We start from the raw sequence: 26,308 nt of genomic DNA on the forward strand, positions 1-26,308 counted from the left end.
GAACATGTCCTCGACGGAACGCGCGGCCGCGCAAGGCACTTCCTCGCCGAACAGCGCTTCCCATTCGAGCGCGCTGCGCGCGGCCAGCGCGGCGCGCAGCTTCGGCACGATCTCGTCGTGGTGCTGCGCGCGCTTGCGCACGCTGTCGTAGCGCTCGACCAGCAGCTCCTGCAGGCCGGTCTTCGTGCACAGCGCCTGCCAGAAATGCGGCGTGTTGGCGGAGATGTAGAGGTGGCCCTCGCGGGTCGGATGCAGGCCGGTGATGCCGCCGGAGCGCATGTCGCGGCCGACTTCGCGCGGCTCGCTGTCGGCCCACACCATGCGGGCCGACTGCATCGCCAGCGCCGAGCGCAGCAGCGACACGCCGACGTACTGGCCTTCGCCGCTCTTCTCACGCTCGTACAGCGCGGCCGACACGCCGCCGGCCACGAGCGAAGCGGCGTAGTAGTCCACCACCGAACCGTAGACGATCTCGGGCGGACCGCCGGCCGGGCCCTGCAGCGTGCACATGCCGGTCATGGTCTGCAGCACCTGGTCGTAGCCGGCCTTGTCCTTCAGCGGGCCGGCTTCGCCGTAGCCGGTCACGGCGCAGTAGACGAGGCGCGGGTTGACGTCGCGCAGCTGCTCGTAGGCGATGCCCAGCCGCGCGGGGACGCTGGGACGGAAGTTGTGCACCAGCACGTCGGCCGTGCGCACGAGCGCGAGCAGTCGCTGCCTGTCCCCGGCGTTCTTCAGGTCCAGCACCACGCCGCGCTTGCTGCGGTTCACGCCGACGAAGGCGCGGCTCTCGGCAGCGAGGGTCGACGGGTACTTGCGCAGGTTGTCGCCCTCGGGGGGCTCGACCTTGATCACCTCGGCGCCGAGGTCGGCCAGCAGCGCGCAGCCGTAGGGGCCGGCGATGTAGGCGCTGAGGTCGAGGACGCGGATGCCGGTCAGCGGTCCGGCGTTGCGGGCAGTCATCGGAGGGCTCCGTGGGTTCAGGCGTCGGGCAGCAGGCCGAGGCGCTCGGCGATGGAGACGACCACGCGGGCGCGCTGCAGGAAGGGTTTGTCGATCATGCGGCCGTCGACGAGGAAGGCGCCGGTGCCGGAGGCGTCCGCCTGCGCAGCCGCCTGCGTCACGCGCACGGCGTGTTCGATCTCGGCGTCGCTGGGGCGGAAGGCTTCGTTCGCCAGCGCCACCTGGCTCGGGTGGATGCAGGTCTTGCCGGAAAGGCCGAGGCGGCGCGCTAGGCGGGCTTCGGCGAGGTAGCCTTCGGTGTCCTTGACGTTGGCGAAGGCGCCGTCGTAGGCGTCGACACCGGCTTCGGCGGCCGCCATCCGCACGGCGAACAGCACCTGCTGCACCGCCGCGTTCTCGCGCCGGTCGACGCCCAGCGGCTCGAACAGGTCGCCGAGCCCGACCTGCAGGCCCATCACGCGCTCGCTGGCCGCGGCGATGGAGGCCGCCTCGCGCAAGGCGCGCGGCGACTCGATGTTGAGCAGCAGGCGGACCGGCCGCGTGACGCCGTTGGCGCGCTCGGCGCGCGCTATCGCCTCGGCGGCGGCGCGCACGTCGTCGGCGCTCTCCGGCTTGGGCAGGTTGAGGATGTCGAGGCCGGGTTGCACCACGGCAGCCACGTCGGCTTCGAAGTGCGGCGTGTCCATGGCGTTCACGCGCACGATGACGAGCGGACCCGCGGTTTCCGTGCGCGTGCGCAGCCAGTCGCGCACGCCCTCGCGCGCCTCGGCCTTGCGCTCTTCCACCACCGCATCTTCCAGGTCGATGGAGATCGCATCGGCGCCCGAGGCCAGCGCCTTGGCGAACAGTTCCGGCCGCGAGCCGGGGACGAACAGCTTGCTTCTCATGGAGCGGGAGGATAGCCGTCCGGGCGGGTGCGCACCACGCGGCCCTCGCGCACCTGCTCCAGCCGCGTGATGCCCAGCAGCGCCATGTTGCGGTGGATCTCCTGCTGCAGGATGTCGATCGCGTGGCGCACGCCGGGCTCGCCGGCCACGGCGGCGGCGTAGAGGAAGGGACGGCCTATGAAGACGAAGCTCGCGCCCAGCGCGATCGCCTTCAGCACGTCGTTGCCGCGGCGCACGCCGCTGTCCATCATCACGGGAAGGTCGGGCACGGCGGCGACGATCTCCGGCAGCACCTGCAGCGGCGACACGGCGCCATCGAGCTGGCGGCCGCCATGGTTGGACACGATGATGCCGTCGGCGCCGCAGTCGCGGGCCGAACGCGCATCCTCCGCGCTGAGCAGGCCCTTCACCACCAGCCGGCCCGTCCACAGCTTGCGGATCAGCCGCAGGTGGTCCCACCCGAGGTGGTCGCGGGCGCCGAAGTCGCGCACCACGTTGCGCGCCAGGATCGGCGCGCCGCGCACGGCCTGCGAGTTCTCGAAGTGCGGCATGCCGTGGGTGGCCAGAGTGCGCAGCGCGGTGCCGAACAGCCAGCGCGGATGCGTGATCCCCTGCCACGCCAGCGAAACGCTCGGGCGCAGCGGACTGGAGAAGCCCACGCGCACGTGGTTCTCGCGATTGCCCGATACGGCCGTGTCCGCCGTCACCACCAGCGTGCCGTAACCGGCGCGCGCCACGCGCTCCACCAGCGCCTCGATGCGCGCCGGCTCGCCGGGCACGTAGGCCTGGAACCAGGCGTCGGGGTTCGCGCGCCGCACGTCCTCCAGCGCGATCAGGCCGGTGCCGCTGCACAGCATCGGGATGTTGGCCGCACCCGCGGCCTGGGCCAGCACGATGTCGCCGCGATACGCGCTCAGCGCGCACATCCCCATCGGCGCGATGCCGAAGGGCGCCGACCAGGTCTGCCCGAACAGCGTGGTGGCCGGCGAGCGCTGCGCCACGCCCTGCAGCACGCGGGTGACGAAGCCGTAGTCGGCGAAGCCAGCGCGGTTGCCTTGCAGCGAGGCATCGGTCTCGCAGCCGCCGGAGACGTAGCCGAAGATCGGTTTCGGCAGCACCGCCCGCGCCGCCGGCTCGAAATCCTCCAGCGAGAGGATGCGGCGCAGCCGCCGCGGCGTGCCGGCCGCGACGGTGCGCGATCCGCCCGCGAGCGCGGGCAGGGGCGTGGCGGTCATGGAGAAGAAGCGCTTATTCCGGCTTGATGTCGGCGGCCTTGGCGACCTGCTTCCAGCGCTCGATCTCGGCGGCGATGAAGGCCTCGAAATCGGCCGCCTTCATCGGGGCCGGCTCGGCGCCTTCCTTCAGGAAGAACTCCTTCATCTCGGCGGAGGCGACGATCTTGTTGATCTCGGTGTTGAGGCGATCGACCACCGGCTGCGGCGTTCCCGCCGGTGCCAGCACGCCCCACCAGAGTTCCGTGGCGCTGCCCTTGTAGCCGGACTGCTCCAGCGAAGGCAGTTCCGGCGCGACCGGCGAACGTTGCGCCGTGGTCACCGCCAGCGCGCGCACGCGGCCGCCCTTCACCTGTCCGAGGATCGAAGGCGCGCTCGCCACCAGCACCTGGATCTGGCCGCCCAGCAGGTCGTTGGTCGCGGGGCCCATGCCCTTGTACGGCACGTGCGTCATCTTGATGCGGGCCGCGTCGGTGAAGAGTTCGGTGGCGAAGTGGTTGATACTGCCGGCGCCCGAAGTGCCGTAATTCAGCTTGCCGGGATTCGCTTTCGCCGCCGCGACGAGATCGCCGATGGTCTTGTACGGCGAATCGTTCGCCACCGTCACCAGCAGCGGGCCCTTGCCCAGCATCGCCACCGGCTTGAAGCTCTTGATGGCGTCGTACTGCAGGTTGGTGCGGATCGCGGCGCCCGTCGTGAAGGTCGACGACAGCACCACCAGGTTGTAGCCATCGGGCGGCGCCTTGGCGACGAAGGCGTTGGCGAGCACGCCGCCGCCCGCGGGCTTGTTGTCGACCACCACGGGCTGGCCCAGCACGTCGGACAGCTTCTTGCCGATCGCACGCGCGAAGGTGTCGTTGGAGCCGCCGGCCGCGCTGCCCACCACCAGCGTGATCGGCCTGGCCGGCCAGGCCGGCGTTTGCGCGATTGCAACGAAGGGCAGGGTGCAGGCGAGCGCGAACGCGGCGCCGCGCAATGCGAAAGTTTTCATCGGTATTGTCTCCGTGGTTCTGATCGAGGTCATTCGATGCGGATGTTGGCCTCGCGGATCAGCGTACCCCATTTCGCGTGCTCGGCGCGGATGTGCGCGGCGAACTGTTGCGGCGTGCCCGGCGTCGGCTCGCTGCCTTCCTGCACCAGCTTGTCCTTCACGTCGGAGCGCGCGAGGATCTTCACCGTCTCCGCGTTGATCTTCGCCACGATGTCGGCGGGCAAACCGGCGGGGCCGACGAGTCCCAGCCAGGTCGTCGCGTCGAAGCCGGCGTAGCCTTGTTCGGCCACCGTGGGGACATTGGGCAGTGCGCTGATCCGGCGGGCCGAGCTCACGGCCAGCGCGCGGATCTTGCCCGCGGCCAGCTGGCCCATCACGGACACGGAATTGCCGAAGTAGGTCTCGACCTGGCTGGCGAGCAGGTCGTTCATGGCCGGGCCGGCGCCCTTGTACGGCACCTGCAGCACCTGGATGCCGGCGCGGCGCTCGAGCAGTTCACCCGCGAGATGGCCCACGGTGCCGTTGCCCGCCTGCGCGATGCCGACCCTGCCGGGACGCGCCTTCGCCGCCTGCACGAAGTCGGCCAGCGTCTTGAACGGCGAGTCGGCCCGCACGACCAGCACCACCGGCTGTTCGGCGATCGACACGATGGGCGTCAGGTCCTTCAGCGGGTCGAAAGGCATCTTCGCGTACAGCGAGGGATTGACCGCGAGGTTGGAGGCCTGGCCCATGCCGATCGTGTAGCCGTCCGGCGCGGCCTTCGCGACGAAGTCCAGGCCGATGTTGCCGCCGGCGCCGGGCTTGTTGTCGACGACCATCGTCCATCCGAGGAGGGTGCTGAATTTCTCGCAGATCATCCGCGAGGTGGTGTCGGTGCCGCCGCCGGGCGGGAAGGGCACGACGAAGCGGACCGGCCTGGCCGGATACGTGGGGCCTTGCCCGAAGGCGGTGGAAGCGGTGGCCGCGAGGGCGGCGGCGAGGACCTGGCGTCTTTGCATGTCTTGTCTCCTTGCGTGTCGTTGAATCAGACCGGGCAGCCCTTCTGGCGCAGCAGGGCGTTGAAGCGTTCGGGATCGGGCGTGCCGGCGCGGTTGCCGGCGCGGATCTTCTCCTCGCGCGCGGCGTGCGCGCGCACCTGGGGCAGCAGGGTCGCGGCCTGCGCGGCCGGCACGCAGACGACGCCGTCGGCATCGCCCAGGATCAGGTCCCCGGGCGCGACGCTCAGGCCGGCGCAGGCGATGGGCACGTTGACTTCGCCCGGGCCGTCCTTGCTCGGGCCGCGGTGCGTGTGGCCGCGCGCGTAGACCGCGATGCCGCCTTCGGCCCACTCGGCGAGGTCGCGCACCGCGCCGTCGACGACGAAGCCGGCGACGCCGCGCGCGATGGCGGTGGTACGCATCAGCCCGCCGATCAAGGCCTGCGTGAGGTCGCCGGCGCCGTCGATCACGATCACGTCGCCGGGCCGTGCCATCTGCAGCGCCACGTGGATCATCAGGTTGTCGCCGGGGCGCACGCGCACGGTGAGCGCCGGGCCGCAGAGCGCCAGTTTCAGGTCGCGGTGGTAGGCGGTGAGGCCCAGCGCGCCGACGCCGCGGCCCATGCAGTCGCTGGCGTGCGCGGCGGGCACCGTGCGGAAGGCGGTGACCAGTTCGGGATCGAGGGCGGTGACGCGCGGGTGGATGGCGTAGCCGGGCGGCCAGGATGCGTTGGTGCTCATGTCAGACGGTGAGGGGACGGAGGACTTCGGGATTGACGCAGCTGCGCGGATCGGGCGCGCGGCCCTGCAGGAAGCCGAGCACGTTGCGCGCGGCGCCTTCGGCCATCGCGTCGAGCGCGGCGGCGGTGGATCCGCCCACGTGCGGCGTGAGGACCACGGTGGGCAGCTGCGTGAGGGGATGGCCGGGAGGCAGGGGCTCTTCGGCCATGGTGTCGAGGCCGGCGCCGGCCAGGCGGCCGTCGCGCAGGCGTTCGATGAGGGCGGCTTCGTCGACCACCTCGCCGCGCGCGGTGTTCACCAGCAGCGCGCCGCGCGGGATCGCATCCAGGGCGCGGGCATCGATGAGGTTGCGCGTTTCGCGGGACAGGGGCACGTGCAGGCTCAGCACGTCGGCCACCGGCAGCAGCGTGGCGAGCGACGCGTGCAGCTTCACCTCGGGAACGGGCGACGTAGCGGGCAGGGCGGGATCGTAGGCGTGCACTTCCATGCCCAGCGCCTGCGCGATGCGCGCGACCCGCTGCCCGATCTGGCCGAAGCCGACCAGGCCGAGGCGGCGGCCCGCCAGCTGCTGGCCGTCCTGCGAGCGGGTCCAGCGGCCGGCGCGCAGTTCGTGGTCGAGGTGGGCGATGCGGCGGGCAACCGCGAGCATGAGGCCGATGGTGAGCTCGGCGACCGACTGCGCATTGGCGCCCGGCGTCACGTAGACCGGCACGCCGCGCCGCGTGGCCGCGTCGACGGCGATGTTGGTGACGCCCACGCCGTGCTTGGAGATCACCTTCAGCGTGGGGCAGGACGCGATTGCGCCGGCACTCAGGTCGGCGGTGCGCGAGATCACCGCGTCGAAGGGGGTGGAAGCCATCTGCGCCTCGACTTCGGCGGCGCTGTTGGCGTCCTGCAGGAAGCGCACCGTGCAGCCCTGTTGCTGCAGCAGCGCGAGGCCGGCGGGTGCGAGCCGCGGCGCCGTCACGAAAACCTGGAACGTCATGGCGGCGGATTCTGGGTGGCGCGACTCATTCCGTCCATTCGATAATGATCATCGATTCATCACCTTTGGAAATCGATGGACCTGCACCTGCGCGACCTGCGCTTCTTCGAGACCGTGGCGGAACTGGGGCACATGGGCCGCGCCGCCCAGGAGGTGGGGCGTTCGCAGCCCGCGCTCACCAAGTGCATCCAGCGCCTGGAGGAAGTGATCGGCAGCCCCCTGTTCGAGCGCGCCGGCCGCGGCATCCGGCTCACGCCCGTGGGCGAGGTGCTGCTGGCGCGCTGCCGGCTGCTGCGCGCGGCGAGCGACGAGGTCGTGCGCGAGGTGCGCGACTTCGCGCAGGGTGCCGCCGGCCACGTCACCCTGGGCAGCGGACCGATCGCGGCGGAGCACCTGGTGCCGGAGCTGTGCCGCGCCGTGCTGGCGGAAGCGCCGCGGGTGAAGGTCGACGTGGTGGTGGGCCCCAGCTTCGACCTGCGCTCGCAGCTGCGGCAGGGCAAGCTGGATTTGCTGGTGGGCCTGGCCGTCGACAGCGACCCCGAACTCGTCTCGCATGCGCTGGTGGAGGACGTGGTGGTGGTCGCCGCGAGCCGCAGCCATCCGGTGTTCCGGAGGCGCAAGCTGGAGATGGCGAACCTGCTCGACTACGGCTGGGCGCTGCCCAGCGCGCACATCCCCAGCCGCCAGTGGCTGGACCTCGCCTTCAGCGCGCGCGGCCTGCCGCCGCCGGACGTGAAGCTCGAAAGCGGCTCGATCGCGCTGCTGCCGCGGATGGTGGCGCGCACCGAGCTCCTGACCTTCGTGTCGCGGCACACGCTGGCGCTGGAGCGCAGCGCGGACCTGCGCGAGGTGAAGCTGCAGGCGACGACCTTGCGGCGCGACCTGGGGGTGACCTATCGCAAGGCGGGTTACCTGTCGCCGGCGGCGGAGCGGGTGTTGAAGCTGCTCAGGCAGAAGGGGAAGGCGTTGTTCGGCAAGCCGGCCTGAACGTCCTGCGACCGCAATGTGTAGGGTGGGCAAGCTTGCTTGCCCACCATGCGCGCTGAATGGTGGGCAACGAAGTTTCCCACCCTACAAGTCAAGCAGCTGCGTGCCGCGCGGCGTCGACTGCCGCCCGGTCGGCCAGCTGGATCGGTACCACCGGTGACCCTTGCGCGCCGAAGAAGGGATGCACCTTCGCGCCGCCCGCCAGCCGCGAGGCGCCGAGCCGCATCACCATCGCCATGAAGCGCGCGTAGCCGAGCGGCGAGTTGTCCTTCGGCGGCGTGCCGTGCGCGCTTCCGGTGTTGATGCGCATCTGCACCTTCGGGAAATCGCGCTCGAACGGATCGGGCTGCCGCAGGCACGTGTGCACGAAGCCGATGTAGGGCAGCTTCCAGGCGCGCGGCGTGTTGGCGATCGGCGTGTTGCAGCAGCGCGCGTACCAGCGCAGCAGCCCCTTGGGCGACAGCGACAGGCAGGCCAGCGAGTCCAGGCCGCGCGTGAAGCGCACGTAGCGTGCATGGGTGGCGACGATGTCGGTGCCGCCGAGCGCATCGAGCACGCGCTCCGGCCGCTTGAGCAGGTGCGCATAGGCCTGGCAGTCGCGGCAATAGCAGACCGCGCGCATGGCGCGCCGGGGCTCGTCCACTTCGCCGGCCACCTTGCCGCACAGGCACTGGAAGCGGTGCTTCATCCGCGCAGCTCCGGCCGCACGCGCTCGGGCCGCACGCCGATGCCGATCACGCGGGCCGGGATGCGGCGCAGCAGCGGCAGGCGCTGCAGCATCCGCACCGGCAGCGGCACGCTGGAAGGCGCGTCGCTGCGCGCCAGCACCGGAGAGAGCACTTCGTCCTGCACCGCCACCTGCATGCGCTGCGTCACGCGCGTGGGCCATTCGCGGCGCCGCTGCACGGCTTCCAGCAATCGCGTGGTGACGCGGCCCTCGCGCAGCGGCTGCGCGAGGAGGTTGGCCGCGGCCACCGCGTCCTGGATCGCCAGGTTGATGCCGACGCCGCCCACCGGCGACATCGCATGCGCCGCGTCGCCGATGCACAGCAGGCCTTCGCGCCACCAGCGCGGCATGCGGTTGATCTGCACGTTGAGCAGCTTCACGTCGTCCCAGCTGCGCAGGCTGTGCACCACGTCGGCCAGGAAGGGTGCGTAGCGGGCGACGCGCTGCCGGAAGGCTTCCAGTCCCTCCTCCTGCAGCTTGCCGAATCCATCCTTCGGGATCACGTACGCGCATTGCCAATAGGTGTCGCGGTTGAGCGTGACCAGCATGGCGCCGGGCTGGATGATGCCGCCGGTGCGCGGCGGGTCCTCCGCGGTGCGCTCCAGGTGGAACCAGAGCGCGTCGATCGGCGCGCCGAGGTCGGTCGTGGCGAGGCCGGCGCTTTCGCGCACGGTGGTGTGGCGGCCGTCGGCTGCGACCACGAGGTCGGCATGGATCGCGAAAGCCTCGCCCTTTTGCGCGACTTCCACGCCCACCACGCGCCCGCCTTCCTCCAGCACCCGTTCCACCTTCGCGCCGGTGCGCAGCGTGAAGGTGGGCAACAGCTTCGCCTTGCGCGCCATGAAATCGAGGAAGTCCCATTGCGGCACGAGCACCAGGAAGGGCCGGGCGGCGGGCAGGTGGCGGAAGTCGGCCAGCGTCACGAGCTGGCCGTACACCTCGCCGGTGAGCTCGGCGACCTCCTGGTGCGGCAGGCGCAGGAATTCCTCCAGCAGCCCGAGGTCCTCCAGCACCGTCAGCGTGGAGGGATGGATGGTGTCGCCGCGGAAATCGCGCAGGAAGTCGTCGTGCTTCTCCAGCACGACGACGTCGACGCCGGCGCGCGCCAGCAGGTAGCCGAGCATGAGGCCGGCGGGCCCGCCGCCGGCGATGCAGCACTGGGTCTTCACCATGGCAGTCCCCTTGCCGGCGCACCGAGCCGCACTGGAGGATCCAGCTGCGCCACCTCGCAATCCACCGCCGGGCCCATCCTCTCCACCACGAGGAACAGGCCCGGATCGACCGCGATCAGCGGGTGGTGCCAGGTGCCCGCATGCAGCGTCACGCCCTGGCGGGGCCCCACCGCGAAGGCGGCGAACGTTCCTGGATCCGGCGCCGTGTGGCCGCGCGCGACCAGCACCACCCAGCGCCCGGCCTGCAGCGGCACGAAGGTCTGGCTGCCCCACAGGTGCCGCTCGAGCATCTTCCATGGACCTTCGGCCGGCTGGGCCTGCGCGTCGAAGGTGGCGAGCGCCGGCGCGCCGCCGTGCCGCGTGAGTTCCAGGTGCGAGGGCAGGTCGCGGCGGACGCTGGTGCCCTCGTTGATGCCGTGGGCGGGGCCCTGCGCAAGCTCCAGCACCTCGCCGTAGGGCGCGAAATCGTGCGCGTCCAGCGGTCGCAGCAGCAGGGTGGGCAGGGACACGATGCGGGACCTTCGGATGCAAGGCGCCGCTCAGGCGGCTCCGGTCGGATGCGTGGGATCGATCCAGAGCACCGTCTCCGGCTTTTCGGCCGGTTCGATGTCGAGGTTGATCGCCACGGCCTGGCCGTCGCTGCGGCACAGCACGCACTCCAGCACCTCGGTGGGGCTGGCGTTGATCTCCTGGTGCGGCACGTAGGGCGGCACGTAGATGAAGTCGCCCGGGCCCGCTTCGGCGGTGAACTCGAGGTGCTCGCCCCAGCGCATGCGCGCGCGGCCCTTCACGACGTAGATCACGCTTTCCAGGTGGCCGTGGTGATGCGCGCCGGTCTTCGCATTGGCGTGGATGGTCACCGTGCCGGCCCACAGCTTCTGCGCGCCGACGCGGGCGAAGGTGATCGCCGCCTTGCGGTCCATGCCCGCCGTCGAAGGCACGTTGGGATCGAGCTGGCCGGCGGGGATCACCCGCACGCCGTCGTGCTTCCATTTCGTCGCGTGCTCGTGCGGAGGGTCGGAGTGCTCGTGGCTCATGCCGGGCAGCGTACACCGGTCGCCCGGCCGTTCCAAGCACAATGCCGCCATGGCCGACCTCCCGCTCCTGGACACCGATCAGCTGAAGGCGCTCGCCGCCGCGCACGACGGCCAGCCTTGCCCCGCCTGCGCCGCGGTCAGGGCGCCGGGCTGGGAGGCGATGCCCTCGTCGCTCGACCGCGAGCGGCTGCGCCCCGTCGGCACGCTGCGCCGGCCGGAGGTGGACGATCCCACGCTGGAGGAATACCACCCGGCCGGCACGCGCGCGTGGGCGCCGGATGCGCCGATCGCGCCGGGCTTCTTTCCGTACAACCGCTGCGAGGTGTGGCAGTGCGTCCAGTGCGCGCGGCCGTTCCTGCGCTATACGGAGTACGGGGGGTACTACGTGGAGGAACGGGTGAGGGAGCTCAGGGCCGCGGCGATCGTGCAGGTCCCGCTGCCCTGAATCGTCTCAAGCCGGCATCTCGCCGCTGGAAAGGATGGTGGGTTCCTGCGGGGGACGTGCCCTTGCCGTACGCCTCCTGAACGCCACGCGCTGGACCTCCCACCAGACCAGGCCCGCGGCGCCGAGTGTCAACACCGCTCCGACCCACTTCAGCACCAGCCGCATGCGGGCGGCTTCGGACTGCGCGTCCTGGATCTGGTGCCCGGAGTGGATGAGCGTCTGTTGCGTGCGTCGCTCCACGTCGAGCACCGCGGCCAGTTCCTTGCGTGCGGCATCGAGCTGGGTGATGGCGGCAGCGGCATCGGTTCGCGCCTGGCGCAATTCTTCCGCCAGCGAAGCGTCTGCCTTCTGCGCGCTGCTGTCGTGGGGGAGGGCTTCCGGAGCCGCAGGGGGAAACAGCGGTTCCCCGGCAGGCAACAAGGCGACCGGACCTGGAACCGGCTTGCCGCCGAAGCGGAAGGCCGCCGGCCTGGCAGCCGGCCTGCCCATGGGCGGCGCCTTGGCCGCCGTCATGCCCGTCGCCATCACGAACCTGCGCGTGACGGCCCTGCTGCCGCATCCCGCGCGAACGTTGACCGTGACGGGTTCATCGCTCACCTTCGCCCGTGAGGTCACCAGGAGATTCCTCTTCAGGCCGCTCCCCTGCACGTGAAGCGTCGAGCGCACGGGCGCGCCGCCATAACGGACGCTGGCACTGGCGCAGGCCTTGTCCCTGGGCTCGTCAACCGCGAAAGGGATGTTCACCTCCAGGGCTTGCCCGGCGAGCGGCCGGCCCTTGAGGTCCCCGACCGTGGTGGCCGACGCACTGCTTGCGAGAACCAGCAGTCCAAGCAGACCGACTTTCGAACTCCGCGCCATGTCGCCTCCTGCGTCACCCTCAACAACATCGGGCTCTCATGAGGATGTTGAGGTACCCGGCACGGCGAAGCAACGGCGCGAATGTAAAAGGCCTGGAGAATCTCCAGGCCTTTACGCGGCTTGTAAGCCCTTATTTCGCCCTAGCGAGGCAGAGCGCGCCAGTGCGCATACGCATCGTCCATGCGGCGCTCGCGCGCACCGGCATTCAGGTCGGTGACCGGCGCCGGGGCGCCTCCCATCATGCGGGTGTCGCTGCGGGAGGCCATGTGCTGGCCGGGGTGCTTCGCCGCGGCGTGCATCGGGTGGTGCTTCGCGCTCGCGTGCTTCGTGCCATGGTGCTTCGCGCTGGCGTGATGTTCCTTGTGGACCTTTTTCGCCGTGTGGCGGACCTGGTGCTTCTTCACGGCGTGCTTGACTTCCGAGCCGGCCTTCTTCGCGTCGGCCTTGGCTTCCGCGCCGGCCTCGCGGACTTCGGACCCGGCCTTGTGCATCGTCTCGCCGGCCTTCGTTTGCGGAGCCGGCTGCGTGTCGTAGGCGCCGGCGGCGAAGGCCGAGCCGGTGGCGACGGCCACGGCGAACATCAGGGCATGGAGCTTCATGGGGAGACCTCCTTCGAGGGGATGTGTGGGATGGTCCCTTCAAAACGCGCCCGCCGGGGCTGCGGACTGTCGGACGTTGCGGATGGCGTGCGTAGTCGCGCGCAGGCACGGCCGTGCATGGCTCAGCGGCCTACACTGGGATCATGATCGTCGTCTTCGACGCCCACTGCCTCGTCTGCAGCGGCTGGGTGCGCTTCCTCCTGCGCCGGCGCGGCGGGCAGCACATCCGCTTCGCTTCCGTGCAGGGGCCGACCGGCCGCTCGCTGCTGCTGCAGGCGGGCCTGCAGCCCGACGCCTTGCAGACCCTGCTGGTGCTGGATCGCGGACGGTCCTGGCAGAACACCGCGGCCATCCTGCGCGTGCTCGATGCGCTCGGCTGGCCGTGGAAGCTGGCCTGGGCCGGCTGGATCGTGCCGGCGCCCTGGCGCGACGGGGCCTACCGGTGGGCCGCAACACGCCGTTACCGCCTCTTCGGGCGCAGCGATGCGTGCATGCTGCCCCCCGAAGGAAGCGCCCACCGTTTCCTGGACTGAAGTCGGCATGCGGAGTGGAAGAGCTCCGACAAGCGATCCGCGGCAGCTCGCCTAGTCTTCATGCACACCATGAAGCCAATGCAGTACCAGCTCATCCGATTTTTCCTGGCCGTCGCCATCGCCGCCGGCGGTGCGGGCGCGTTCGCGAAGAACAAGGCCCTCGAAGTGCCGGCAGCCGAGAAGGCGCCGCTGACCCAGGCGGCTTTCGACGCCGCGAAGGCGGCGATCGATCGCCAGCTCGACGTCGACAAGAAGGCGTGCGACCGCCTGCGCGGCAATGCCGCGGACGTGTGCCACGCCCAGGCCCAAGGCAAGCAGAAGGCCGACCGCGCCCTGCTGGAGGCGCGCTACAAGCCGGGTCCCGATGCCGCCGAAGCGGCGAAGTTCGCGACCGCGGACGCCAATTTCGAGGTCGAGAAAGTGAAGTGCGAGGCGCGCAAGGGCAAGGCCAGGAGCCGCTGCGTGGCGGAAGCCAAGGCCGGGCGCGAGGCGGCGCGCCGCCAGGCCCGGGTGGAGAAGGTCGAGAGCACCGGCGGCATCTACGGCGAGGGCGGGGTGGGCAAGGCTGCCGCGAAGCTGCCGAAGTCCTGAAGCGCCGCAGCGCCGCCGTACCGCCCTGTAGTCGTCTTCCGACATCCGCTGCCGCGCCGTGCCGACGGCTGGGGCAGGGGCCGGTTCCGTTTGATGTCTGCACCCGTGCAAACCTCATGAAAGGACACCCCATGCACAAGTCCCTCGTTGCTCTGACCGCCGCGCTCGCCCTCACGTTCGGTGGCGGCGCTTTCGCCGCCGATGCCATGAGCAAGGACGCCTACAAGGACGCCAAGAACAAGATCGAGGACCAGGCCAAGGCCGACAAGAAGGCCTGCGACGCGATGAAGGAGAACGCCAAGGACATCTGCCAGGCCGAGGCCAAGGCGAAGGAGAAGATCGCGAAGGCCGAACTCGACGCGCAGCGCAAGCCCGGCGCCAAGGCCGACGAGAAGGTCAAGCTGATGAAGGCCGAAGGCGAATACGAAGTCGCCAAGGAGAAGTGCGAAGACCAGAAGGCCGAAGCCATGATGGCGTGCAAGAAGGACGCCAAGATGGGCTACGACAAGGTCAAGGCCGACATCAAGCAGGCCAGCGCGAAGCCGAAGGCTGCCGAGAAGAAGTCCTGATCGTGTCTTGACGGCGGCGGCCGCCCCGTGCGGCCGCCGTACTGGATGCCGGGTCGAGCCCGGCATGACGAGGGTTCTTCCCGGCCGCTACTCGAGACCGAGGCCGCGCAGGTAGACCTCGATCGCCTTCATGCCGAGCGCCTCGAGGTCGTAGGCGCCGGTGTCCAGTAGCCAGTTCTGCACGGCGCCGTCGATCAGCGCGTGCAGACCCTGCGCCGCGGCGGCCGCCGGCAGCGTGAGGCGCACGCCGCGGGCCGCCGCGCTTTTCAGCAGGACGTGCCGGAAACGCTCGACCCACTGCGAGCGCACCTCCAGGTGCCGCATGCGCACGGCGCACAGGCTGTCCACGTATTCGACCTTGTGCGTCGCCACTTCGAAGACGCGGCGGGTCTGCGGATCCGTCACGGTCTGGTGCAGGGCCTCGCGGATGGCCTTCTTCATGCAGGGCAGCGGATCCCCGCCGGGCGATCGGTCCACGAAATCCATGGCGTTCTGCAGGGGCATCGCGACCCGGTCCATCATCGCGTTGAACAGGTCCGCCTTGTCCTTGAAGTGCCAGTAGATCGCGCCGCGGGTGGTGCCCGCGGCCACGGCGATGTCGTTCAGCGACGTGCCCGCCACGCCCTGCGCGAGGAACACGCGTTCCGCCGCATCCAGCAGGCTGTTGCGGGTGGCGAGGGCGTCTTCCTTGGTGCGGCGGACCATCCCGCGAATATACATTCAATCGTGTATGTATACTGCGGGCTTCGCGCCAGGCTGCGGTACGGGCCGGCTTTCCCTTTCCCTTTCGCACAAAAGTCCATGGCCGCTCGCCTGCCGCTCGTACCCCTGTTGCTCCTCGTCTCCGCCTTGCTGGCCGCCTGCGGCCAGGGCAACGGCAGCACGCCGCCCGCCGGAGCGGGGGCGCCGCCGCCGCCCGAAGTCGGCGTGATCACCGTCTCCACCGGCGACGTCGGCCTCGTGACGGAACTGCCCGGCCGGCTGGAGCCCGCGCGCGTGGCGCAGGTGCGCGCGCGCGCCGCCGGCATCGTGCTGCAGCGCCTGTTCCGCGAAGGCAGCGACGTCAAGGCCGGCCAGCCGCTGTTCCGCATCGACCCGGGTCCTTACGCCGCGGCCAACTCCAGCGCCCAGGCCGCGCTCGCCAAGGCGCAGGCCAATCACGCGCAGGCCGCGGCGCTCGCCCAGCGCTACAAGCCGCTGGTGGAAGCCAACGCGATCAGCAAGCAGGAATACGCCAACGCGGTCGCCTCCGAGAAGCAGGCCGAGGCCGACGTCGCGTCGGCACGCGCCGCGCTGCGCACCAGCGAGATCAACCTGGGTTACGCCTCGGTCACCGCGCCGATCTCCGGCCGCATCGGCCGCGCGCTCGTGACCGAAGGCGCGCTGGTGGGGCAGGGCGAGGCCACGCCGCTGGCGATCGTGCAGCAGATCGACACGCTGTACGTCAACTTCAACCAGCCGGTGACCGAGGTGATGAACCTGCGCCGCGCGCTGGAAGAGGGCCGGCTGAAACGCGCAGGCGCCGAAGGCGCGCAGGTGCGCGTGATCCTGGAAGACGGCACCGAGCATCCGCAAGCGGGCAAGCTGCTGTTCGCCGACCTCAGCGTCGACCAGAACACCGGCCAGGTCAGCCTGCGCGCCGAAGTGCCGAACCCCCGCCTGATGCTGCTGCCCGGCATGTACGTGCGCGTGCGGCTGGAGCAGGCCAAGGCCTCCAACGCGATGCTGATCCCGCAACAGGCCGTGACGCGCTCGCCGCAGGGCGACAGCGTGATGGTGGTGGCAGCCGACGGCAAGGTGGGCCCGCGCACGATCAAGGTCGGCGGCTCGCAGAACGGTCAGTGGGTCGTGCTGTCGGGCCTGCAGCCGGGCGAGCAGGTGATGGTCGACGGCTTCCAGAAGCTGCGTCCGGGCGCGCCGGTGAAGCCGGTGCCCTGGGGCGCGGGCGCCGCGGCGGCCACCCCGGCGGCCAAGCCCGCGTCGGCGGCTTCCGCCCCTGCGTCCGCCGCCAAGAGCTGAGGCCGCACGCATGGCCAAGTTCTTCATCGACCGGCCCATCTTCGCGTGGGTGATCGCACTGTTCGTCATCGTGCTGGGCCTGGTGTCCATCACGCAGCTGCCCATCGCGCAGTACCCCCCGGTGGCGCCGCCCGCCATCGTGATCTCGGCGACCTATCCCGGCGCGTCCGCGCGCACGCTCGAAGAGAGCGTGATCGGCGTGATCGAGCAGGAAATGAACGGCTCCCCGGGCCTGATCTACATGGAGTCGGTGACCCAGGCCAACGGCACCGGCCAGATCACCCTGAGCTTCCAGCCCGGCACCAACGCGGACCTCGCGCAGGTGGACGTGCAGAACCGCCTCTCGCGCGCGACGCCGCGCCTGCCTTCGGCGGTGACGCAGCAGGGCGTGCGCGTGGAGAAGTCGCGCTCCAACTTCCTGCTGTTCACGATCCTGTCGTCCGACGATCCCAACTTCACGCCGGTGGACCTCGGCGACTACGCCTCGCGCAACGTGCTGCCCGAGATCCAGCGGCTGCCGGGCGTGGGCCAGGCGCAGCTGTTCGGCACCGAAGCGGCGATGCGCGTGTGGATCGACCCGGAAAAGCTGGTCGGCTACAACATGTCGTCCACCGAGGTGACGGCGGCGATCCGCGCGCAGAACGCGCAGGTATCCTCCGGCTCGATCGGTGAACTGCCCAACGTCGCGGGACAGGGCATCGCCGCCACCGTGGTGGTGAACGGCCAGCTCGGCACCGTCGAACAGTTCCGCAACGTCGTGCTGCGCGCCAACCCCGACGGCTCCACCGTGCGGCTCAAGGACGTCGCGCGGGTCGAACTCAACGCGCAGAACTTCGCCACCGCGGCCCGCCTGAACGGCAAGCCGTCCACCGGCATCGGCGTGCAGCTCTCGCCTTCGGGCAACGCGCTGGCCACCGCCGAAGCGGTGCGCAAGCGCATGGGCGAGCTCGCCCCCTACTTCCCGAGCGGCATGAAGTGGGGCATCCCCTACGACAGCTCGCGCTTCATCAAGATCTCCATCTCGCAGGTGGTGGAGACGCTGGTCGAGGCCGTGGTGCTGGTGTTCCTGGTGATGTTCCTGTTCCTGCAGAACTGGCGCTACACCATCATCCCGACGCTGGTGGTGCCGGTGGCGCTGCTCGGAACCTTCGCCGCGCTGCTGGCGCTGGGCTTCTCGATCAACGTGCTCACCATGTTCGGCATGGTGCTGGTGATCGGCATCGTGGTGGACGACGCCGTCGTGGTGGTGGAGAACGTCGAGCGCATCATGAGCCACGAGGGCCTGCCGCCACGCGAGGCGACCCGCAAGGCCATGGGCCAGATCCAGGGTGCCATCGTCGGCGTGACGGTGGTGCTGGTGTCGGTGTTCGTGCCGCTGGCCTTCTTCGCCGGCTCGACCGGCAACATCTACCGCCAGTTCTCCGCGGTGATGGTGGCCTCGATCGGCTTCTCCGCCTTCATGGCGCTGTCGCTCACGCCGGCGCTGTGCGCCACGCTGCTCAAGCCGGTGGAAGCGGGGCACCACCACGAGAAACGCGGCTTCTTCGGCGCCTTCAACCGCCTGTTCACGCGCACGGCGCACGGCTACGAGGGCTTCGTCGCCCGCATCCTGCGCCGCGCGCCGCGCATGCTGATCGTCTACGGCCTGATCGCCGCGGTCGCCGGCCTGATCTACATGCGCCTGCCCACTTCCTTCCTGCCGCAGGAGGACCAGGGCAACATGCTGGTGAACGTGCAGCTGCCGCCCGGCGCGACGGTGGAACGCACCCGCGCCGTGATGGAGCAGGTGGAGGGCTGGGTGCTGAAGCAGCCCGAAGTGGAAAGCATGGTCGGCGTGCTGGGCTTCTCCTTCTCCGGCCAGGGACAGAACGCGGCGCTCGCCTTCGTGACGCTGAAGCCCTGGGACGAGCGCAAGGACGACGCGCACTCCGCGCAGGCGCTGGCGGGCCGTGCCTTCGGCGCGCTCTCGGGCATCCGCGACGCCTTCATCTTCCCGCTCAGCCCGCCGCCGATCCCGGAACTGGGCACGGCCTCCGGCTTCACCTTCCGCCTGCAGGACCGCGGCGGCAACGGCCGCGACGCGCTGATCGCCGCGCGCAACCAGCTGATGGGACTCGCTTCCAAGAGCAAGGTGCTGGCGCAGGTGCGCCCCGACGGCCTGGAAGACGCGCCGCAGCTGCAGCTGGACATCGACCGTGACAAGGCCAATGCGCTGGGCGTGAGCTTCGATGCCGTCAACAGCACGCTGTCGACGGCGCTCGGCTCGGCTTACGTCAACGACTTCCCCAACCGCGGCCGCCTGCAGCGCGTGGTGGTGCAGGCCGATGCGCCGGCGCGCATGCAGCCGGAAGACCTGCTGCGCCTGAACGCGATCAGCAACCAGGGCAAGCCGGTGCCGCTGTCGGCCTTCGCGACGACGCGCTGGGTGAACGGCGCGATGCAGACGGTGCGCTACAACGGCTATCCGGCGATGCGCATCTCCGGCGCGGCGGCGCCGGGCTACAGCAGCGGCGCGGCCATGGACGAAATGGAAAAGCTGGCGGCGCAACTGCCGGCGGGCTTCGCCTACGAGTGGACCGGCCAGTCGCGCGAGGAGAAGCTCGCGGGTTCGCAGGCGCTGATCCTCTACGGCTTCGCCATCCTGGCGGTGTTCCTGTGCCTCGCGGCGCTGTACGAGAGCTGGTCGATCCCGATGGCGGTGATCCTGGTGGTGCCGCTGGGCGTGCTGGGGGTGCTGCTGGCGACGCTGCTGCGCGGCTACTCCAACGACGTGTATTTCCAGGTGGGCCTGATCACCATCATCGGCCTGTCGGCGAAGAACGCCATCCTGATCATCGAGTTCGCCAAGGACCTGCAGGCGCAGGGCAAGAGCGTGATCGAGTCGGCGCTGGCGGCGGCGCACCTGCGCTTCCGCCCGATCGTGATGACCTCGATGGCCTTCGGCCTCGGCGTGCTGCCCCTGGCCATCGCCAGCGGCGCCGGCTCGGCGAGCCAGCGCGCGATCGGCACCGGCGTGCTGGGCGGGATGCTCACCGGCACCGCGCTGGCGGTGTTCTTCGTGCCGGTGTTCTTCGTGGTGGTGCGCGGCTTCTTCCAGGGCAGCGAGCGCCAGCGCAAGCTCTATACGCACGAACTCGATCGCGAGATACCCGCGGGCGCGACGGCGGGGGACCAGATCTGATGAAGCGCATGCAAAAACTCCTGCTGCCGCTGGCCGCCGCGCTGCTCGCGGCGGGCTGCTCGATGATGCCGAAGTACGAGCGCCCGGCGGCGCCCGTCGCCGGCGCCTTCCCCTATCCCTCGGCCCAGGCCGGCACGCCGGCGGCGCAGCTGCCCTGGCAGCAGTTCTTCGCCGATGCGCGCCTGCGCACGCTGATCGACCGCGCGCTCGCCAACAACCGCGACCTGCGCGTGGCGGTGCTGAACATCGCGCAGGCCCGCGCGCAGTACGACATCCGCAACGCCGACCGCTTCCCCACGATCGGCGCGCAGGTGGCCGGCTCGCGCACGCCCACTTCCAACGGCGGCAGCAACACCACCTATACCGCAGGACTCGCCCTCAGCGCCTGGGAGATCGATTTCTTCGGCCGCATCGCCAGCCTGTCGGAAGCGGCGCTGGCCCAGTACTTCGGCACCGAGGAAGGACGCAAGGCGGCGCAGGTCACGCTGGTGTCCAGCGTCGCCAACGCCTGGCTGAACCTCGCCGCCGACGAGGAACTGCTCGCGCTCACGCAGCAGACGCTCGCGACGCGCGAGGAATCGCTGCGCCTCACGCGCCTGCGCTTCGAGAACGGCGCATCGTCGGAGATCGACTTCCGCCTGGCGCAGTCTCTGTACGAGAGCGCGCGGGCGACGTTCGCGCAGTTGCAGCGGCAGCGCGCCGCCGACATCAACCTGCTGGCGTTCCTGGTGGGGGAGCCGGTCGGTCCCGACTACACCGTGGGCATGACGACGGCGAACCTGACCTTGCCGGACGTGCCGGCCGGCCTGCCCTCGGAAGTGCTGGTGCGCCGTCCGGACGTGCGCCAGGCGGAGCAGCAGCTGGTCGCGGCCAATGCCAACATCGGCGCCGCCCGTGCCGCCTTCTTCCCGCGCATCTCGCTCACGGCCGGCATCGGCACGGCGAGCGGCGATCTGTCGGGACTCTTCAAGGGCGGTTCCTGGGGCTTCACGGTCGCGCCGACCCTGCTGCAGCCGATCTTCGATGCGGGCCGCAACCGCGCGGGGCTGGCGTCGGCCGAGGTGTCGCGCGACATCGCGGTGGCGCAGTACGAGCGCGCGATCCAGCAGGCCTTCCGCGACGTCGCCGATGCATTGGCCGGCCGCGCCACGTTGACCGACCAGGTGGATGCGCAGGCCCGCGTGGTGGAAGCCGAATCGGTGCGCTACCGCCTCGCGCGGCTGCGTTACGAAAACGGGATCGCGAGCTACCTCGACCTGCTCGACGCGCAACGTTCCCTGTTCGCGGCGGAACAGGCGCTGGTGCAGGTCCGGCTGGCGCGCCTGCAGAACCAGGTGCAGCTGTACCGGTCGCTGGGAGGCGGCTGGACCGAAGGCGATCTCAGCCGAAACGGCGCGTGAGCGACGAGGCCGCGCGGGCCAGGGCTTCCAGGCGTTCGCGGGCGAGGGACTAGAGGAGGGAGACAGCGAGCAACATGCGTGAATGTCCTGGGGATGTTCGAACCGTGGTGCACGCATCTTCCCCCCGGGCAGGGCTGCTGCCCGTAGTGGCGGCGCGGCAATGCTTGTCGCCGCGCTGCGGACAGCCGTAGGACTGTCCAGTCAGCCCAAGGTATTCAGGGGGCGCTCTGCCCGGCTTCCACCTGGTGGTAGACGCTGGTGATGGCGTAGCCCTTTTCCTCGATCTGCGCCCGCGGATGATCGATCTCGAAGGGGTGCAGGAGGTCCTGCGTTTCGTCGACATGCACGCCCTGCTGCCGGGCCTGCCAGTCGATATTGGTTGCTTCTTCCGGAATCGGCTGGCCGGAGGGGACGATGAGGTAAGTGAGCTTGTTCCTGGGCTCACTGCGGCGGTAGATGTCGACCTTCATCGGCGGCGCTCCTTTCCTGTGGCTGGTGAAGCCATCCTAAGAGGCGGTGTTCCGACTGCGGTGTAGGACTTCACCTTATCGCAGCTCGGCCGTGGATGGTGGGCAAGCGAGGCTTGCCCACCCTGCGAGGAGGCAGGCGGTGATGCGATGCGGATAATCGGCGTTTCCTTCCAAGCGATTCCCCGACATGCATTCGATCCAGCGCCGCGCCGTCCTGGCCGCCGGTGTCGCCGCCCTCGCGCTGCCTGCCGCCGCGCAGCAGGCTTATCCCTCCAGGCCCGTTCGCATCGTCGTGCCGTATCCGCCGGGCGGCGTGAGCGACGCGGTCGCCCGGGCCATCGGCGAGAAGCTGGCCGCGCAGATGGGACAGCCCTTCGTGGTGGACAACAAGGCGGGCGCCAGCGGCACGATCGGCGTAGACGCCGTGGCCAAGGCGGCGCCGGACGGCCACACGATCGCCTTCACCGCGATCAGCCCGCTGGTGCTCAGTCCGCATCTGGGCAAGGTGCCGTACGACCCCGACTCCCACCTCGCGCCCGTCGTGAGCGTCATGTACTCGCCGGTGCTGCTGCTGGCCACGCCGGCGTTGGCGGCACGCGACTTCCGCGAACTGGTCGCGATGGCGAAGGGCAAGCCGCGCGCGGTGCGCTGGGCCACTTCCGGCTCCGCTTCGCTGGGGCATCTGATGCTGGAACAGCTGCAGGACCAGGCCGGCGTGGCGATGGTGCACGTCCCGTACAAGGGCGGCGGCCAGCAGATGACCGATGCGCTGAGCGGCCAGTTCGAGATCCTCTCCACCAACGCCGGTCCGGCGGTCAACGAGCACATCAAGGCCGGCAAGCTGCGGCCGCTCGCCGTGGGCGCCCCCCGGCGCCTGGACTCGCTGCCGAACGTGCCGACGCTCGCCGAGCTCGGCTACGCGCGCGCCAACCTGTCCTCGCAGTTCGGCATCGTCGCCCCGGGCGGGACGCCGAAGCCGGTGGTGGACAAGCTGAACGCGCAGGTGAATGCGGTGCTGCAGCTGCCGGAGATCCGCAGCCGCCTGCTCGCGACGAACAACGTGCCCACCGGCGGCAGCGCCGAGGCCTTCGGCAAGGAGATCGCGGCGGAGTCCGAAGCGAACCTCCGCATCATCCGCGCCGTCGGCATCAAGGCCGACTGACCCTCGTTTCCTGGAAGTACCCATCATGAAATCCCGTGCCGCCGTGGCCTTCGCAGCCGGCCAGCCGCTGCAGATCGTCGAAATCGATGTCGCACCGCCGAAAAAGGGCGAGGTGCTGGTCCGCATCACGCACACCGGCGTCTGCCACACCGATGCCTTCACCTTGTCGGGCGACGATCCCGAAGGACTGTTCCCGGCGGTGCTGGGCCACGAGGGCGCCGGCATCGTCGTCGAAACGGGCGAGGGCGTGACCAGCGTGCGGCCCGGCGACCACGTGATCCCGCTGTACACCGCCGAATGCGGCCAGTGCCTGTTCTGCAGGAGCGGCAAGACCAACCTGTGCGTGGCCGTGCGCGCGACGCAGGGCAAGGGCGTGATGCCCGATGGGACGAGCCGCTTCTCGTACGACGGCCAACCGGTCTACCACTACATGGGCTGCTCCACCTTCAGCGAGTACACCGTCGTCGCCGAAGTGTCGCTGGCGAAGATCCACCCGGACGCGAATCCCGAGCAGGTGTGCCTGCTCGGTTGCGGCGTCACCACCGGCCTGGGCGCCGTGAAGAACACGGCCAAGGTGCAGGAAGGCGACACGGTGGCCGTGTTCGGCCTCGGCGGCATCGGCCTGGCGGTGATCCAGGGCGCGAAGATGGCCAAGGCCGGCCGCATCGTCGCCATCGACACCAACCCGGGCAAGTTCGAACTCGCGAGGACCTTCGGCGCGACGGACTGCGTCAACCCCAGGGACCACGACAAGCCGATCCAGCAGGTCATCGTGGAGATGACGGGCTGGGGCGTGGACCACTCCTTCGAGTGCATCGGCAACGTCAACGTCATGCGGGCGGCACTGGAGTGCGCGCATCGCGGCTGGGGACAGTCCGTGGTCATCGGCGTGGCCGGTGCGGGCCAGGAGATCTCCACCCGGCCCTTCCAGCTGGTCACGGGCCGGCGCTGGCTGGGCACGGCGTTCGGCGGCGTCAAGGGCCGCAGCCAGCTGCCCGGGATGGTGGAGGACGCCATGAACGGCACCATCCAGCTGGCGCCCTTCGTGACGCACACGATGCCGCTCACCGGCATCAACGAGGCCTTCGACCTGATGCACGAAGGCAAGTCGATCCGCTCCGTGGTGCATTACTGATGGAACGGGTCGAACGGCACGCCAGCTTCGGCGGCCGCCAGGAGGTGTGGAAGCACGCATCCGCGGTGCTCGGATGCGACATGAAGTTCGGCATCTACCTGCCCGAAGCGGCGGTGCGCGGCCAGCCGTGCCCGGTGCTCTACTGGCTCTCGGGGCTGACCTGCACCGAGCAGAACTTCATCACCAAGGCGAATGCGCAGGAGCATGCGGCGCGGCACGGAATCATCGTCGTGGCGCCGGATACCAGCCCGCGCGGCGAGGGCGTCGCCGACGATCCCGCCTACGACCTGGGGCAAGGCGCGGGCTTCTACGTGAACGCCACGCAGCAGCCCTGGGCGGCGCACTACCGCATGCAGGACTACGTGGCGCAGGAGCTGCCGTCGCTCGTCGAGCGCCACTTCCCGGCGACGTCGTCGCGCGCCATCTGCGGCCACTCGATGGGAGGCCATGGCGCGCTGGTGACGGCGCTGCGCCATCCGGGCCGCTACCGCAGCGTCTCCGCCTTCGCGCCGATCGTCGCGCCCTCGCAGGTTGCCTGGGGCCGCAAGGCGCTCGGCACTTACCTCGGCGAGGACCGCGACGCGTGGAAGGCGTGGGACGCCGTGGAACTCATCGCCGGCGCTTCCGAGCGGCTGCCGCTGCTGGTGGACCAGGGCGACGCCGATGAATTCCTGGCGGCGCAATTGCGCCCCGAGCTGCTGCGCGCCGCCTGCAGCGCCGCCGGCCACCCGCTGAACCTGCGACTGCATGCCGGGTACGACCACAGCTACTACTTCATCGCGAGTTTCCTCGGCGAGCATGTCGCGCACCATGCTGCGGCGCTGCAGGGCTGACCGTCAGCCCCGGCGTCTAGAATGGCCGTGGCGGGGACTTCGGCAGACTCCCCGCGTCGCGCAAGAGGCGCCAGCCTCCAAGTTCTGCTCCTGACCCTGGGCGCCGCCCAGTTGGGAGTCCGGCTTGCGCAATCCATCCGTCGATCGCCTCCTCCTCGCGAAGGCCCTGCGCGGCTTCGCCGACGGTTTCGTCAGCCTGCTGCTGCCCCTGCACCTGTTGCACCTGGGATTCACGCCGTTCCAGGTGGGCTGCGTCGCGACCACCACGCTCCTGGGTTCGGGCGCGCTGACGCTGCTGGCCGGATCGCACGGTGGCCGCTACGCCTGGCGCACGCTGCTGCTGGCGGCGACGGGACTCATGGCCGCCACCGGCCTCGCGCTGGCGTCGCTCGAGGGATTCTGGCCCCTGATGCTGGTCGCACTGGTCGGCACGATCAATCCCTCCGGCGGCGACGTCAGCGTGTTCCTGCCGCTGGAGCACGCCCTGTTGTCCGCCAGCGTGGACCCCAAACGGCGCACCGCGGCCTTCGCGCGCTACAGCCTCGTCGGAAGCCTCTCCGCGGCGTGCGGTGCGCTGGCCGCGGGCGTGCCGGCATTGCTGGCGTCCTCGATCGGCGTCGACCTGCCACTCGCCGTGAAGTGGATGTTTCTCGTGTACGCGCTCGTCGCGGCGCTGGCCGCCGTGGTGTACCGGGGGCTTCCCAGGACCCATGAAGGCGCGGCGAGTGCGCCGCCCTCGCGGCTCGGACCCTCTCGCCGCAGGGTGCATCTCCTCGCCGCGCTCTTCAGCCTCGATGCCTTCGGCGGCGGCTTCCTGGTGCAGTCGCTCGTCGCGCTATGGCTGTACCAGCGCTTCGGCCTGTCGATCGAAGCGACCGGGACCCTGTTCTTCTGGACCGGCGTGCTCACGGCCTTCTCCTACCTGGTGGCGGTGCGCATCGCCGACCGGATCGGCCTGGTGCGCACGATGGTGTACACGCACCTGCCATCGAGCCTGTGCCTGCTCGCGATCCCGTTCTGCACCGAAGTGTCCTGGGCCATCGCGCTGCTCCTGGTGCGCAGCACGCTCTCGCAGATGGACGTGCCCACGCGCAGTTCCTACGTCATGGCCGTGGTCACGCCGCCGGAGCGAACGGCGGCGGCCAGCGTCACCTCCGTTCCGCGCAGCCTCGCCGCGGCGGTGAGCCCCGCCCTCGCGGGCTACCTGCTGGGGGTGTCCGCCTTCGGCTGGCCGCTGGTGGTCGGTGGTGCGGTGAAGATCGTCTACGACCTGCTGCTGCTCGCGATGTTCAGCAAGGTGCGGCCGCCGGAGGAGCGAACGGAACCGCATGTCACGCGCGTTAGGCGGCGGTAAGCCGGGTAAGAGTGCGGCGCTGAGCACTGCCGGGCCCTTCGCGCGCCTAAGGTGGCGGCTCCCTCGCTACTGAAGGAGTCGTCATGAAACGATCGCACGTGTTCCTGCTGGTCGCCCCTGGCCTGTTTGCCGCCTCGGTGTTCGCGCAGCAGCCGCAAGGCATGGTCAAGGTCGATCTCGGAAGCGTCGCCAGCATGCTGGCGACGGACATCAAGGTCGATGTGGACAAGATCCCGGCGTCGGTGAGCGTGCCGGTCGGCATCGCGGCCACCGCCTGCGACATGCCGGCGGCGAAGCTGGCGCCGGCGGGAGGCAGCGAGATGGCGTCCTGCCAGGCGACCAGCACGCCGGCGTCGCTGCAACAGCTGGTGGAAAAGCACGTGAAGGAGTCCCCGAAGCAGTGACGCCCGCCAGTCCGGCCGCGGCACGATGGAGGCGCGGGCCCCGTGCCTGTATCGTGGCGG

At 70.2% G+C, this 26,308-nt stretch carries 28 protein-coding genes; 13 read left to right on the forward strand and 15 right to left on the reverse strand.

What is annotated here, in order from left to right; translation table 11 throughout:
• The 7 genes from VF522_RS09930 to VF522_RS09960 form a co-directional block, all read right to left on the reverse strand.
• Positions 1–960: CoA transferase (locus VF522_RS09930; protein ID WP_330908093.1), on the reverse strand; the 960-nt coding region annotated here is incomplete at its 3' end.
• 17 nt (positions 961–977) lie between these two features.
• Positions 978–1,847 carry a CoA ester lyase gene (locus VF522_RS09935; protein WP_330908094.1) on the reverse strand — a complete coding sequence of 290 codons (870 nt, stop codon included), beginning with the start codon at positions 1,845–1,847 and terminating at the stop codon, positions 978–980.
• Complete coding sequence (locus VF522_RS09940; RefSeq protein ID WP_330908095.1) at positions 1,844–3,082, reverse strand: alpha-hydroxy acid oxidase; 1,239 nt, start codon at positions 3,080–3,082, stop codon at positions 1,844–1,846. Before VF522_RS09940 ends, VF522_RS09935 begins: the two co-directional genes overlap by 4 nt.
• A gap of 13 nt (positions 3,083–3,095) precedes the next feature.
• Entirely contained in the window at positions 3,096–4,070 is a 975-nt protein-coding gene (locus VF522_RS09945; RefSeq protein ID WP_330908096.1) for a tripartite tricarboxylate transporter substrate binding protein, read from the reverse strand.
• Positions 4,071–4,099: 29 nt separating this feature from the next.
• Positions 4,100–5,068 carry a tripartite tricarboxylate transporter substrate binding protein gene (locus tag VF522_RS09950; protein WP_330908097.1) on the reverse strand — a complete coding sequence of 323 codons (969 nt, stop codon included), beginning with the start codon at positions 5,066–5,068 and terminating at the stop codon, positions 4,100–4,102.
• 26 nt (positions 5,069–5,094) lie between these two features.
• Positions 5,095–5,787, reverse strand: a complete 693-nt coding sequence (locus tag VF522_RS09955) for an RraA family protein (protein ID WP_330908098.1) — start codon at positions 5,785–5,787, stop codon at positions 5,095–5,097.
• A gap of 1 nt (position 5,788) precedes the next feature.
• Positions 5,789–6,772, reverse strand: a complete 984-nt coding sequence (locus VF522_RS09960) for a hydroxyacid dehydrogenase (RefSeq protein ID WP_330908099.1) — start codon at positions 6,770–6,772, stop codon at positions 5,789–5,791.
• A gap of 75 nt (positions 6,773–6,847) precedes the next feature.
• Here VF522_RS09960 and VF522_RS09965 point away from each other — a divergent pair, with 75 nt between their 5' ends.
• Positions 6,848–7,759 (forward strand): LysR family transcriptional regulator, encoded by a 912-nt coding sequence (locus VF522_RS09965; protein ID WP_330908100.1) that lies wholly within the window; start codon positions 6,848–6,850, stop codon positions 7,757–7,759.
• Positions 7,760–7,850: 91 nt separating this feature from the next.
• On the opposite strand, the gene VF522_RS09970 is transcribed toward VF522_RS09965, so the two are convergent.
• From VF522_RS09970 to VF522_RS09985, 4 genes are read right to left on the reverse strand one after another with little or no spacing between them, the layout of a single operon-like run.
• The gene (locus VF522_RS09970) at positions 7,851–8,447 is read right to left on the reverse strand and encodes a DUF6151 family protein (protein WP_330908101.1); all 597 of its coding nucleotides are present in this window, start codon (positions 8,445–8,447) and stop codon (positions 7,851–7,853) included.
• Positions 8,444–9,658, reverse strand: coding sequence for an FAD-dependent oxidoreductase (locus tag VF522_RS09975; RefSeq protein WP_330908102.1), 1,215 nt, complete (start codon positions 9,656–9,658; stop codon positions 8,444–8,446). The genes VF522_RS09970 and VF522_RS09975 overlap by 4 nt, the downstream gene beginning before the upstream one ends.
• Complete coding sequence (locus tag VF522_RS09980; protein WP_330908103.1) at positions 9,652–10,167, reverse strand: ureidoglycolate lyase; 516 nt, start codon at positions 10,165–10,167, stop codon at positions 9,652–9,654. The genes VF522_RS09975 and VF522_RS09980 overlap by 7 nt, the downstream gene beginning before the upstream one ends.
• 30 nt (positions 10,168–10,197) lie before the next feature.
• Complete coding sequence (locus VF522_RS09985; protein ID WP_330908104.1) at positions 10,198–10,695, reverse strand: cupin domain-containing protein; 498 nt, start codon at positions 10,693–10,695, stop codon at positions 10,198–10,200.
• A gap of 49 nt (positions 10,696–10,744) precedes the next feature.
• Here VF522_RS09985 and VF522_RS09990 point away from each other — a divergent pair, with 49 nt between their 5' ends.
• A complete protein-coding gene (locus tag VF522_RS09990) occupies positions 10,745–11,140 on the forward strand; it encodes a hypothetical protein (RefSeq protein WP_330908105.1) in 396 nt (131 codons plus the stop codon).
• A gap of 6 nt (positions 11,141–11,146) precedes the next feature.
• On the opposite strand, the gene VF522_RS09995 is transcribed toward VF522_RS09990, so the two are convergent.
• Both VF522_RS09995 and VF522_RS10000 read right to left on the reverse strand, forming a co-directional pair.
• A complete protein-coding gene (locus VF522_RS09995; protein WP_330908106.1) occupies positions 11,147–11,998 on the reverse strand; it encodes a hypothetical protein in 852 nt (283 codons plus the stop codon).
• A gap of 140 nt (positions 11,999–12,138) precedes the next feature.
• Positions 12,139–12,597, reverse strand: coding sequence for a hypothetical protein (locus VF522_RS10000; protein WP_330908107.1), 459 nt, complete (start codon positions 12,595–12,597; stop codon positions 12,139–12,141).
• A 143-nt stretch (positions 12,598–12,740) separates the two neighbouring features.
• Between VF522_RS10000 and VF522_RS10005 the strand changes: the two genes are divergently transcribed.
• The 3 genes from VF522_RS10005 to VF522_RS10015 all read left to right on the forward strand — a co-directional run bounded on the left by VF522_RS10005 (position 12,741) and on the right by VF522_RS10015 (position 14,290).
• Positions 12,741–13,130 carry a thiol-disulfide oxidoreductase DCC family protein gene (locus VF522_RS10005; protein WP_330908108.1) on the forward strand — a complete coding sequence of 130 codons (390 nt, stop codon included), beginning with the start codon at positions 12,741–12,743 and terminating at the stop codon, positions 13,128–13,130.
• 78 nt (positions 13,131–13,208) lie between these two features.
• Entirely contained in the window at positions 13,209–13,721 is a 513-nt protein-coding gene (locus tag VF522_RS10010; RefSeq protein WP_330908109.1) for a hypothetical protein, read from the forward strand.
• 131 nt (positions 13,722–13,852) lie between these two features.
• The gene (locus VF522_RS10015) at positions 13,853–14,290 is read left to right on the forward strand and encodes a hypothetical protein (RefSeq protein ID WP_330908110.1); all 438 of its coding nucleotides are present in this window, start codon (positions 13,853–13,855) and stop codon (positions 14,288–14,290) included.
• 87 nt (positions 14,291–14,377) lie between these two features.
• Here VF522_RS10015 and VF522_RS10020 read toward each other — a convergent pair whose 3' ends face one another.
• A complete protein-coding gene (locus VF522_RS10020; protein WP_330908111.1) occupies positions 14,378–14,995 on the reverse strand; it encodes a TetR family transcriptional regulator in 618 nt (205 codons plus the stop codon).
• A 96-nt stretch (positions 14,996–15,091) separates the two neighbouring features.
• On the opposite strand from VF522_RS10020, the gene VF522_RS10025 reads away from it, so the two are divergent.
• Genes VF522_RS10025 through VF522_RS10035 form a run of 3 tightly spaced genes read left to right on the forward strand, consistent with a single transcriptional unit; the run spans position 15,092 to position 20,890 of the window.
• Positions 15,092–16,309, forward strand: a complete 1,218-nt coding sequence (locus VF522_RS10025) for an efflux RND transporter periplasmic adaptor subunit (protein ID WP_330908112.1) — start codon at positions 15,092–15,094, stop codon at positions 16,307–16,309.
• Between the two features lie 10 nt (positions 16,310–16,319).
• Positions 16,320–19,490, forward strand: a complete 3,171-nt coding sequence (locus tag VF522_RS10030; protein WP_330908113.1) for an efflux RND transporter permease subunit — start codon at positions 16,320–16,322, stop codon at positions 19,488–19,490.
• A gap of 8 nt (positions 19,491–19,498) precedes the next feature.
• Positions 19,499–20,890 (forward strand): efflux transporter outer membrane subunit, encoded by a 1,392-nt coding sequence (locus VF522_RS10035; RefSeq protein ID WP_330908114.1) that lies wholly within the window; start codon positions 19,499–19,501, stop codon positions 20,888–20,890.
• Between the two features lie 215 nt (positions 20,891–21,105).
• On the opposite strand, the gene VF522_RS10040 is transcribed toward VF522_RS10035, so the two are convergent.
• Positions 21,106–21,360, reverse strand: coding sequence for a DUF6139 family protein (locus VF522_RS10040; protein WP_330908115.1), 255 nt, complete (start codon positions 21,358–21,360; stop codon positions 21,106–21,108).
• Between the two features lie 187 nt (positions 21,361–21,547).
• On the opposite strand from VF522_RS10040, the gene VF522_RS10045 reads away from it, so the two are divergent.
• The 5 genes from VF522_RS10045 to VF522_RS10065 all read left to right on the forward strand — a co-directional run bounded on the left by VF522_RS10045 (position 21,548) and on the right by VF522_RS10065 (position 26,248).
• Complete coding sequence (locus VF522_RS10045) at positions 21,548–22,522, forward strand: tripartite tricarboxylate transporter substrate binding protein (RefSeq protein WP_330908116.1); 975 nt, start codon at positions 21,548–21,550, stop codon at positions 22,520–22,522.
• Positions 22,523–22,547: 25 nt separating this feature from the next.
• A complete protein-coding gene (locus VF522_RS10050; RefSeq protein ID WP_330908117.1) occupies positions 22,548–23,657 on the forward strand; it encodes an S-(hydroxymethyl)glutathione dehydrogenase/class III alcohol dehydrogenase in 1,110 nt (369 codons plus the stop codon).
• On the forward strand, positions 23,657–24,490 hold the full coding sequence (fghA, locus tag VF522_RS10055) for an S-formylglutathione hydrolase (protein WP_330908118.1): 834 nt from the start codon (positions 23,657–23,659) through the stop codon (positions 24,488–24,490). The genes VF522_RS10050 and fghA overlap by 1 nt, the downstream gene beginning before the upstream one ends.
• 124 nt (positions 24,491–24,614) lie before the next feature.
• Complete coding sequence (locus VF522_RS10060) at positions 24,615–25,844, forward strand: MFS transporter (protein ID WP_330908119.1); 1,230 nt, start codon at positions 24,615–24,617, stop codon at positions 25,842–25,844.
• An 83-nt stretch (positions 25,845–25,927) separates the two neighbouring features.
• Positions 25,928–26,248 (forward strand): hypothetical protein, encoded by a 321-nt coding sequence (locus VF522_RS10065; protein WP_330908120.1) that lies wholly within the window; start codon positions 25,928–25,930, stop codon positions 26,246–26,248.
• The last annotated feature ends 60 nt before the right edge of the window (positions 26,249–26,308 follow it).

Source organism: Ramlibacter sp. (assembly GCF_036383835.1).
In the GTDB taxonomy this organism is placed as follows: Bacteria; Pseudomonadota; Gammaproteobacteria; order Burkholderiales; family Burkholderiaceae_C; genus Ramlibacter.